The organism is Phormidium pseudopriestleyi FRX01 (assembly GCF_017313335.1).
GTDB lineage: Bacteria > Cyanobacteriota > Cyanobacteriia > Cyanobacteriales > Laspinemataceae > Laspinema > Laspinema pseudopriestleyi.
Window position 1 is genome coordinate 1 of sequence record NZ_JAFLQW010000589.1, and the last position, 8,247, is coordinate 8,247.

Here is an 8,247-nt window from a genome sequence, read left to right on the forward strand (position 1 = left end):
ATCGGATTTTCCGCAAAACTCTACCCTTATAGAGTATTATTTAGACCAAGGCAAGTTTTCTGGACAATGATATGCTACCCAAATTCGGTGAAAAACCGGCAACAGTGGCAGTAAGCGCAGAAAACGTGTAAGTTGTTTAGAACTGGAACGTTTGGATATATCAATGCGGGCTGTAATGGCGAGTCATCATCCTTCGTAACCTAAACGTAAAGGGAAAGTTCAAATCTAATTTGAGCGGACTTATTAGAGGCGTCTTGACAGCGCCCATCAGACTTAGGCTTAAGTCTAAGGCTGTGCAAGAATCCCCGTGTCTTTATACCGGGGAGTGTCAACAGCTAGAATTGTTCTCCAAAATGATGCGGACCATGAGGAGGTCCTCGCCGTGAAATCCGCATCACGGGACAAAAAATAGTTGATGGTAAGATTCTTTTGGTATCAGGGATTACCGGAATAGAGTTTTTTTAGGTATAAATCTGGACATCTAAAATATTTCCGGTAGAATCAAAACCAAATCGAAAGGTGTACCACATCCACTGATTCTGGAGGATAGACCTATTACTGCCTCTCTCGGTTCGCTCAACATCACCAACTCTCACGAAGCTCATCCCTCAGTCCTGCACATTTGGGGAGGCCATCCCCTGCAAGGACAAGTCAAAATTAGCGGGGCCAAAAATGCCGCCTTAGTGATCATGGCAGGGTCCTTGCTCTGTCCGGAACCCTGTCGGTTGCGGAACGTGCCATCCCTGGTGGATGCAATTCGCATGGGTCAAGTGCTTTCGGCCCTCGGCGTCGATCTCCAATGGAACGGCGATGTCCTAGATATCAATGCTCGCGATATTACGACCTCAGAAGCCCCCTACGAATTAGTTAGCCAACTGCGGGCCAGTTTCTTTGCCATTGGGCCTATATTGGCCCGCTTGGGAGAAGCCCATGTTCCCCTTCCGGGCGGCTGTGCGATCGGGGCCAGACCTGTTGCTATCCACGTTCGCGGACTGCAAGCCCTCGGTGCTAATGTCTATATCGAGCATGGCATGGTTCATGCTTCTGTCCCGGGACGCGATCGCCGCTTAAAAGGCACTAAATTTTATCTCGACTATCCCAGCGTCGGTGCCACCGAAACCCTGATGATGGCCGCCACCCTCGCTGATGGAGAAACCATCCTCGATAATGTCGCCCAAGAGCCTGAAGTCATCGATTTGGCTAACTTCTGTAACGCTCTAGGCGCTCGGATTCGGGGTGCTGGGACCAAAACCATTGTGATTGAAGGGGTTCCCCGGCTGCATACGGCTGACTATTCCATCATTCCCGATCGCATTGAAGCCGGAACCTTCTTAGTCGCCGGGGCAATTTCTCGCTCGGATATCAGTCTCCATCCCGTCATCAGCGACCATCTGACTCCGGTGATTTCCAAGCTGCGGCAAACTGGCGCTCAGATCATAACTGAAGGCCCCGATCGCCTCCGGGTGATTGGACCGGATATCATTCAGGCAACGGATATCGAAACCTTGCCCTATCCTGGGTTTCCCACGGATATGCAGGCTCAATTTATGGCCTTGCTGACGGTGAGTAATGGCGATAGTCTGATTACCGAAACCGTCTTTGAAAATCGCCTGCGCCATGTGGCTGAATTAAATCGCATGGGAGCAGATATTCGAGTCAAAGGCAATACGGCGATCGTGCGCGGTGTACCTACCCTGACGGGCGCTCCGGTCATGTCAACAGACCTTCGTGCCTCAGCCGCCTTGGCGATCGCCGCTTTAGCCGCTCAGGGTAAAACGACCATTCAAGGGTTGCAGCACCTGGATCGTGGCTACGAAAACCTCGACCTCAAACTCCAACAGCTCGGGGTTAAAATCAAGCGCGAACCGGCTCCTCCTGAAAGCGAAGCCCACTCACCCGTCATCCAATCTTCTCAATCCGCACTAAAATGAAAAAGCGAGAGGTTTCCCGAATGCACTTGCTGTGAAGAAAGCCTCTCGATTCTCTGTCATCAGACCTTACTAAATTTGGTATGGCTTTCCCAAAAACAACCCTGATCGGACTCAAAGCAGATGGCTTTCGTCATCCTCTAGATCTAGAAGCAACCCAATCCCTCAAGCAACTCCCTGGACTCGACCTGATCATCCGCCAGTTGCTCGGTTCGATTGGGGAACAATTTTTTTACCTGGATAATATTGCTTCTAGCGTTTTGGTCAGTGAGCAACAGTTGCCCGAGTTGCATCATTTGCTCAAGGAAGCCTGCCAGGTTTTGGATTTAGAGACGCCGGAACTCTATGTTCGTCAACATCCGATGCCGAATGCTTATACGTTCGCGATGCGGGGCAAAAAACCCTTTGTGGTGATTCACACCTCGCTGATTGAACTGCTGACACCGGAAGAAATCCAGGCGGTGATTGGACATGAGCTCGGGCATCTCAAATGTGAACATGGGGTTTATTTAACCCTGGCCAATCTAATCATGTTAGCGGCAGGACAACTTTCGACGGTGGGGGCTTTGATTGCTCAAACTCTCCAAAGTCAAATTTTGCAGTGGGTCAGATGCGCTGAGTTTAGCTGCGATCGCGCTGCTTTATTAGCCACTCAGGACCCTCGGGTCGTCAGTTCGGTCCTGATGAAATTGGCCGGGGGTTCCCCAACTCTGTCTCCCCAACTCAATTTGGATGCCTTTCTCGCCCAAGCTCGGGCCTACGATGAGAGCAGTAGTACGGAACTGGGACTTTTGCTCAAGGAAGCCCAAACCGGCCAACTCACCCATCCTCTGCCTGTATTAAGGGCTAGAGAGATTGATCGCTGGGCCAGCAGCAAAGATTATGAAACTTTGTTGCAAAAAGGAAAAATGTGTTATAGTAGTGAAACCGAGAAAAAGGGCGAGTGGCGAAATTGGTAGACGCACCACACTCAAAATGTGGCGGCTTCGGTCGTGCGAGTTCGACTCTCGCCTCGCCCACTCTATAAAATCGGAATCACAATATAAGGGTTCTCAGCTTGTAACTGAGGACCCTTATTTTTTGATGAGGGACTTGACAAGTTCTGGGTTAGTCCAGCTACAATGGTAAAAGACATTGATTCATCATTGACATTGTAAAGAGAAGGATTAAGACAATGGCTCAACGGCTCAAAAGTTGGGAGTCTCCTCGTAACCAGGGGAGAAATACCAAGGGCAAAGGCGGCAGTGCAAGGCAAAGACAACTCAAGAAGCAGCAGCAGATGTTGCGGAAGAAATTAAAAGGGGAAACCCTAACGGGCGATCGCAACCCGACCCCATCTCAAAACCCCACCCAAACAAAAGAGAAGAGAACTCCGGTTCTCTTCTCTTTTTATTTGGAGACTCGGCAGGCGATCGCCAAAGCCTAATTTAGGGATTCGTCATCATGGGCTGGATTGACTGGGCCACGATTGCAGAGCGATCGGTGTATTCCCGTTCGATTTCAGTGCGTAAAGTATCATCCCAGCCGAGATCGTAATCCCGTTCAATTTCAGTAATCACCAATTGACGAACTTCTCCCGTCACCTGGACTTGACTATCTTCCATCACCGGGGTTTGGGCGTCGGTCGTAATCACAATGATATCATTCCCGCCAATGAGCTGATCTTCTTGGAGCCGGAAAACATTAGGTCCGAGGACTTCTGCCACTTCACCGCTGAGGGTCACCGTTTGACCCATAAACTGGTTAGGATTGTCCGCAACCTCCTCAAAATCCGCGATCATGCCTGTCGTCTCCATGCCTGGAGTCGTTGTGGTTCCAGTTCCTGGGGTCGTTGTGGTGGTCGTTGTGGTGGTTCGATCCGTCGCGTCGCACCCTGGGAGCACCAAGAGCATCAGTCCTAGGGCGATCGCCCCATTCACCTTTCCAAACAGGGAAGATCCGCGAACCAGAGGGCTGCGTTTGTTAAGGGATGTCTTGTTAAATCTATTTAACATTGTGAAACCTCCGAATAAAATCGGTCAGACTAATTCCTGACCATGAAAACAAAGTTGCCACGGGTGTACCCATTCTCATAAGTTAGCCCGAGCGACCATTGATAATAATTGAACTTACTCTAGGAAAAATCCGGGGATAGCGCATCTTTCTTTAGAAGTAGATAGCTGGAGTGGATCCACTGGTGGTTAACATTTCTGCTGGTGGCTCAATGGGGTCGGGCAGAGTGCTCATTTTTTACAACTGCATGGACGCATTACCTCTATAGCCCTGTTTTGTCACTTTAAGGCAACTTAACGATTGGGCGTCGTTTCAGGCAACCCGGGGTCAGGCTTTCAACCGGGTTTGACTTCGATAGGGATAGATTAATAGAGAGTCACTACCTTTAATGAAAGGTCACTCCAGATAGGGTTACAGCTGCTCAAACCGATGCTCTAGAGACAGACCCTTACCCTTGGATCCCCAACTCTATTGCACCCTGGCAATTATCGAATTGAGGGCAATGTTTACTTAAATTCATACTTTTAAGATATTTCGCTCAAATTTATGTAAACCTTTATTTCTGAGGCTTGCATTGCCCGAAAATGATGATAAATTAATAAATGAAGCCGAAAGAGCTTCCCTGACAGATAACAGCCGAAAAGTTCAAATTAGCTTAAAGAGGTTCAAGCTGTTTATTTTAACATCTGTCTCGTACCAAAACCCAAACAGCACCCAAACCAAGGGCTGATATTTCCTCAAATCGTGGCATTGGCAGCAATATTCCTAAACTGTTTAAGTTAGGCAGACTGCAAACATTGAAACCCAGAGGAAATCACTCAGCGAGTAGGTCTTGGGTGTTGTTTTGTTTGGATCGCTGTGGCCCAGAAACTCAATTTTTAAAATCCCTCCGGTTGCCATCATATGGAGACCCTTGAAGAAGAAGAGAAAAGGCGATCGCGCTGCTCCCTGATGAGAATACACACCGGAAAGGAGCATTCATCCCTAGATTCGCCCTGAATTTAGATAAATTTACGAGGTAACCCAGCCTCCTGGAAATTAAGTAAAGTTTTATATCATTCCCTTGCCATTGCTCAAAAGCGTGCTAAATTTAATATATAGAAGCAAGAAAGAGCTTCTCTGGCAGATTACAACAGCCAAGTTCAAATTAGCTTAAAGAGGTTCAAGCTGTTTAATCTAACATCTGTCTCATATCAAAACCCAAACAGCACCCAAACCAAGGGCTGATATTTCCTCAAATCATGGAATCGGCAGCAATACTCCTAAACTGTTTAAGTTAGGCAGACTGCAAACATTGAAACGAGAGGAAATCACTCAGCGAGTAGGTCTTGGGTGTTGTTTTGTTTGGGTATTAGTTGCCAGGAAACCAGATTTCACAAACACTCCCTTTGTTCCAGTATGGGGACGCTCTCAGAATTAGAGAGCGGTTCCCCAGTCATTTAGACTCGCGCTTTGTGGTCCTGAGTCATCCTGAGCTTTTTTCCAACTGATTGCCCGATCGCACGAACTGCGGCAAAACTTTGAGTAAATAGTCGCTTAAAGTCACCGCATCCACCCCTAACTCAGTGCGAACACCGGCAGCAGAAATGGCAGCTTGGGCGTGCCACCATACTGCGGTTTGCACGAGGGGTTCTACGGGAAGTTTCCGGGCGATCGCCTGAGCAATTAAGCCACTGGATAACCCGGTTAAGACATCGCCACTCCCTCCTCGTGCCAATGCCGGGGTGCTTTCGGGGTTAATCCAAACCGATCCATCGGGATAGCCGATCGCCGTTCTAGCTTGTTTGAGCATAACCACCGCCCCACTTTGCTCAGAAGCCCGACGCACGGCCCTCACCAAATCCTCAGCTTCCCCCTGAACATCGGGAAACAGCCGCTTAAATTCTCCGGGATGGGGGGTCAACAGGGTAAAGGCTTCTCGTTGGGAGAGGGTGGGAATGGTCCCCAATTGCGCCAAGGCATTTAATCCATCGGCATCTAAAATCAAGGGCCGATCGCTCTCTAATACCGCTTGGACTACTCCCATTGCATCCAGGGTCAAGCCACAACCACAGGCGATCGCATCAAAAGAACTCAAGTCGATGCTATCGGGCAACTCAGCGATCGCCCCGGATTCAGTTTCTGGGCATCCGACAACCAACGCATCCGCTAATTGCTGACTCATATAAGGTTTGAGCGACTTGGGAACGGCGATCGTCAACATTCCCACACCGGATGCCTTGGCCCCCAACCCGCATAAGAGGGCTGCACCCATATATCGTTGAGAACCACAAATTGCCAGTAGATGTCCTTCCTTATACTTATGGGTAAATTGGGGACGCTTAAGCGGGAGATGGGCAATTGCTACCGCTGAGGTAATCCGGTAGATGGGATTGCGATCGCCTAACACCGCCTGAATATCCTTCAAGGGGATATCAAAATCAATTAATTCCGCCTTCCCCACATAAGCCAAGGCTTTATCATAAAATAATCCTAACTTCCATAATCCCAAGCAAAAGGTCTGAGTAGCCTGAATTGCCGTTCCTAAAACCGCTCCCGTATCCGTATGCAACCCCGAGGGTAAATCAATACTAATCACGGGTTGAGACTGTTCATTTAATCGGTCAATTCCCTGAGCAATCTTCCCAGAAATTGACCGTTCTAATCCAACTCCAAATAATCCATCTACAATCAAATCGCAATCCAGGAGGGGTTCGATTTCCTCAAAAAACTCGACCCCCAAACTCGCCACATATTCCCCATGCTTCCCCGTCAACTCCTTACATTTAGACAGGGGTCGATAAATCAGCACCTCATATCCGGCAAAATGTAATTCTCGGGCGACCACCAAGGCATCCCCGCCATTGTGACCGGGACCGACCAAAACCCCAACTCGCCGGACTCTGGGACGAGGATATAGGGCAACCAGGCGCTTAAAAATAGCTTGGGCCACCTTTTCCATCAAAGCGGCTACGGGCATTCCCGCTGCAAAGATTCGCCCTTCAATCGCGCTCATTTGCGCTGAAGTCACGATGAATTGATGAATCTGATGTTGGCGGTTTTGTTGTAAGGTCACGGTCCTGTTTTCTGAATGAATGGGCAACGCAGAAGATGATGGAAAGCCTGGGTTTCCAGGAGTGCGAGCATCTTGCTCGCTATCTCTACGTCAGAATGATTTAGACGTTAGATATTAACCTTGAGCGTTTCTGAGTCCATCAATCGTATTGATGAACCCGAGCATCAATGCCAAAATTACTAATATAGCCGCTTTCTTGTTGAGCGGTGATGCGATTGGGGTAAGGTCCGATCGCCAGATGTGGTCCAAAAGGAACAGTGCGGACAGAGATTTCTTGGGAGGCAATTCCGGCAGTGGTTAATTGAGTGGTAATCCGGGAAAAGTCATTGGGGTTACCGGGAATGATGACAAAATAGGGATTAGAAATGCCCAAAGATGCGCCTGAAGCAGCAGCAGTGGCGATCGCCGGGTTGATTGGCTCAATGGTACTGATCGTCGAGCGAATCCCGACCAATAACTCTAATTCTCTGGCCCGTCGGTAGGCATTGGAGTTATTCACAAACATCCCCGCTTGAATCACAGCTTTTCCATCCAACTCCTTGATAAATGCCTCCGGTTCAATTAACCGGACTTGGGCGAGTACGATTGGGTTATTAGTGGGGATATAGACCACATAACGCTTAGAACTCGGTAGAGGAGGAAGCGCGGGTGGGGCCGGAGGGAGATCAAACTGGGGAATCGGTCCCGGGGAGAAGGGGGGTTGCTGTGAGGGAACCGGAAGTTGCGGGAATTGTTGTGGCAGTTGTTGTGGAAATTGTTGTGGAAATTGTTGAAGGGTTGGAAGTTGGGGAAGGGTTTGGGCGATCGCCCGTTTATAAGGCAGTAGCACCTCAGCAGCGACTCCTACAGTTAAACCGAACCCTAAAATCGCCCCTACCCAGTCGTAAGGCGATCGCGCCGAACTCCAGTCACGATTCCTAGAACTAAACGAACCGAATCGTCGATTTTCCATACAGGGATATCCACTCACCAAGCAATATCATGAGGTTTTTAGCCACTCTAACACAAGAGAAACACGGTAGGGCTGGTAGCCTCGCGCTCTAAAGAAGCGAGGTGGAAAGCCCACACGAGCGGTTTTAACCGCCTACACTGTAGTCCAACCATGATGAGGGGTCGTTAATGTAGCGCTCTATCGGATTTTCCGCAAAACTCTACCCTTATAGAGTATTATTTAGACCAAGGCAAGTTTTCTGGACAATGATATGCTACCCAAATTCGGTGAAAAACCGGCAACAGTGGCAGTAAGCGCAGAAAACGTGTAAGTTGTTTAGA

6 protein-coding genes and 1 tRNA gene are annotated in these 8,247 nt (G+C 48.9%); 4 read left to right on the plus strand and 3 right to left on the minus strand.

The genetic code is table 11. The features are described 5' to 3' along the window. Window positions 1-581: 581 nt before the first annotated feature. From murA to J0895_RS22565, 4 genes are all read left to right on the plus strand, one after another. The gene (gene murA, locus J0895_RS22550; RefSeq protein WP_422894347.1) at window positions 582-1,931 is read left to right on the plus strand and encodes a UDP-N-acetylglucosamine 1-carboxyvinyltransferase; all 1,350 of its coding nucleotides are present in this window, start codon (window positions 582-584) and stop codon (window positions 1,929-1,931) included. Between the two features lie 80 nt (window positions 1,932-2,011). After that, window positions 2,012-2,887, plus strand: coding sequence for a M48 family metallopeptidase (locus tag J0895_RS22555; RefSeq protein ID WP_207090239.1), 876 nt, complete (start codon window positions 2,012-2,014; stop codon window positions 2,885-2,887). Beyond that, a tRNA-Leu gene (locus J0895_RS22560) sits at window positions 2,866-2,947 on the plus strand. The genes J0895_RS22555 and J0895_RS22560 overlap by 22 nt, the downstream gene beginning before the upstream one ends. A gap of 155 nt (window positions 2,948-3,102) precedes the next feature. After that, window positions 3,103-3,354, plus strand: a complete 252-nt coding sequence (locus J0895_RS22565) for a hypothetical protein (protein ID WP_207090240.1) — start codon at window positions 3,103-3,105, stop codon at window positions 3,352-3,354. Window position 3,355: 1 nt separating this feature from the next. Here the strand turns inward: J0895_RS22565 and J0895_RS22570 are convergent, their stop codons facing one another. From J0895_RS22570 to J0895_RS22580, 3 genes are all read right to left on the minus strand, one after another. Beyond that, on the minus strand, window positions 3,356-3,922 hold the full coding sequence (locus J0895_RS22570) for a hypothetical protein (RefSeq protein WP_207090241.1): 567 nt from the start codon (window positions 3,920-3,922) through the stop codon (window positions 3,356-3,358). Between the two features lie 1,463 nt (window positions 3,923-5,385). Continuing rightward, entirely contained in the window at window positions 5,386-6,975 is a 1,590-nt protein-coding gene (locus J0895_RS22575) for an NAD(P)H-hydrate dehydratase (protein ID WP_207090242.1), read from the minus strand. Between the two features lie 139 nt (window positions 6,976-7,114). Beyond that, window positions 7,115-7,927 (minus strand): hypothetical protein, encoded by an 813-nt coding sequence (locus J0895_RS22580; RefSeq protein ID WP_207090243.1) that lies wholly within the window; start codon window positions 7,925-7,927, stop codon window positions 7,115-7,117. Window positions 7,928-8,247: the final 320 nt, after the last annotated feature.

What these genes read in the sequence shown, in the direction of transcription:
- J0895_RS22555 (WP_207090239.1), top strand. Translation starts at nt 2,012, where the DNA reads ATGGCTTTCCCAAAAACAACCCTGATCGGACTCAAAGCAGATGGCTTT.
- J0895_RS22565 (WP_207090240.1), top strand. Translation starts at nt 3,103, where the DNA reads ATGGCTCAACGGCTCAAAAGTTGGGAGTCTCCTCGTAACCAGGGGAGA.
- J0895_RS22570 (WP_207090241.1), bottom strand. Translation starts at nt 3,922, where the DNA reads ATGTTAAATAGATTTAACAAGACATCCCTTAACAAACGCAGCCCTCTG.
- J0895_RS22580 (WP_207090243.1), bottom strand. Translation starts at nt 7,927, where the DNA reads ATGGAAAATCGACGATTCGGTTCGTTTAGTTCTAGGAATCGTGACTGG.